Here is a 1,863-nt window from a genome sequence, read left to right as displayed (position 1 = left end):
AGTTTGAAAGTTACACATTGCATAGAGTTACAATTTGGGATTTCAGCATTCCCCAGTTTTCAGCACTATGCTCAGCACGAGAAGTTTTCATTGAAGGTGGAATTCCATGAAAGCTAACGCTCCGCGTCATCAAAGCCCCGCGCGGTTTAAGTGAACTGCCCAATTTAACCCCCCAATTCTTAGCTGCTCGTTCTTAAGCGATCTGTACAACTCCTTATCCGGTATTAACAGGTATTCATTAGGACAAACCCATGCCCAAAGCAACTTGGAACGGAGCCGTGCTAGCCGAGAGCGATCGCTGCGTGGTGGTCGAAGGCAACCAATACTTCCCGCCCGATGCCATCAAATCTGAATATTTTCAGCCCAGCGATACCCACACCACCTGCCCCTGGAAAGGCGTTGCCAGCTACTACAACATCGTGGTCGATGGCCAGGTCAACAAAGATGCCGCCTGGTATTACCCAACGCCCAAAGATGCCGCCAAGGAAATCACAGGCTACATTGCGTTTTGGCGCGGCGTGAAGGTCGAAGTTTGAAACGCGGGCAACCTAAAGTCGAACCCCCCAGTCATAGCGTTCTAGTGATACAGGTTTGTCCGGGCGCTGGCTATCCAAATCTGGTCGTCAAACCGCTGGCAGACTGGCTCTCTGGGGCAGACCGAGATGACTTCACCGCCTGAGAAGTCGTGCAAGTACCGTAATGCAAGTACAGTAATGCAAGTACAAACGCCGCCTGACCAATCCATCCCCCCTATTTTGGGAACCCTACCCGACATCGCGGTTCCCGGCGACACCCTTCCCCGGCGGGCGCGGGTGCAACTCGACTTGCTGCTGCTGGCGATCGAAGCGCTGGACCTGGGCGGCTCCGAAGCGCTGCTGAAAGCATCGTGAAAAATCGCGTCGGGCTGTGGCGGCTCCGCAGCGCCAACCCGCTGCGACGCTATGGCAGCCAACGCAAAACGCTGACCCAGGCAGAGGGCAAGGCGATGGTTCTGGTGATTTGCAACCTGGCGCGGCGACTGACGGGGGTGATTCGGCAGCTTCTGCTGGCGCATCAGCAATTGAGCGATCGCAACCTTTCGGCAGAGCATCACTTCCGCCTGTCAGAATATCTAGAGCGCTTTCGGGCACACTTTCGCGCTCGCATGAACCCGCGCCGCGCCGCTGTATTGCTCTACGACACGGACGAAAAGCTGAATAACCTAGCGCTGGGACTGCTGCGTCAGCTTCTCTTCTGCACGGGCACGGCCGGCCCCCAGCGACTTTGGACGAGCTTGTTTGATGGAGAAGTGGCATGACGATTCAGCGGCAATATACCCTGCCCAACTGCAAGCTGGTGGTCGAAGGACTGAGCGACGGGGCGACGGCGACGGCGGTGCGTCCTGTCGTGTCGATGGTGACCAATGCCGAGTGCCACTTTGCCGGCCAGCCAAAACCAATTAGCGGCGGCCGGGCGTTTTTGGAAGATCTGGCGATTACAGCCAGCAACTATGCCCAGGGGATTCTCAGCGGCGTGCCCCATCCCCACACCCAACCCGGACAAGGGGAATTGGTGTCTTTGGAGCGAGTTGAGCCGGATCTGCATCGGCTGACGGTCAAGCCAGATTCCTTTGTGGGCGAGGCGAATGGCGGCAGGTCCGCGGCTCCGGTGCAGATTGATTTGCGGACGGTGCAGCTTTTTGACCTAGTGGAGGCGATTGACCAGTTTTTGGCCGATAGTCAGACCTTGCCAGAGTTTGCTCCCCAGCTTGCGCCCGTGTCGCGTCGCTATGCGGTGACGCATGAACCCATGACCAAGCAGGTCGTGCCCGCTGCGATTGGGCTGGTGGGTCTGGCGGCGGCCGCTGCGGCGCTGTTCTTCTTG

At 57.6% G+C, this 1,863-nt stretch carries 2 protein-coding genes and 1 pseudogene; all 3 read left to right on the top strand.

The genetic code is table 11. The annotated features are described in order from the left end of the window. Positions 1 to 251 precede the first annotated feature (251 nt). Complete coding sequence (locus IGS51_RS15050; protein WP_297079418.1) at positions 252 to 536, top strand: DUF427 domain-containing protein; 285 nt, start codon at positions 252 to 254, stop codon at positions 534 to 536. Positions 537 to 713: 177 nt separating this feature from the next. Continuing rightward, a pseudogene (locus tag IGS51_RS15045) lies at positions 714 to 1,297 on the top strand (DUF3038 domain-containing protein). Then, the coding region (locus tag IGS51_RS15040; RefSeq protein WP_297079417.1) for a DUF4335 domain-containing protein at positions 1,294 to 1,863 on the top strand (570 nt) is incomplete at its 3' end. The pseudogene IGS51_RS15045 and the gene IGS51_RS15040, both read left to right, overlap by 4 nt.

Source organism: Thermoleptolyngbya sp. M55_K2018_002, from assembly GCF_015295965.1.
GTDB classification, from domain to species: Bacteria; Cyanobacteriota; Cyanobacteriia; order Elainellales; family Elainellaceae; genus Thermoleptolyngbya; species Thermoleptolyngbya sichuanensis.
The sequence above is the reverse complement of the archived record's forward strand: the minus strand, read 5'-3'. Positions and strand labels throughout refer to the sequence as shown.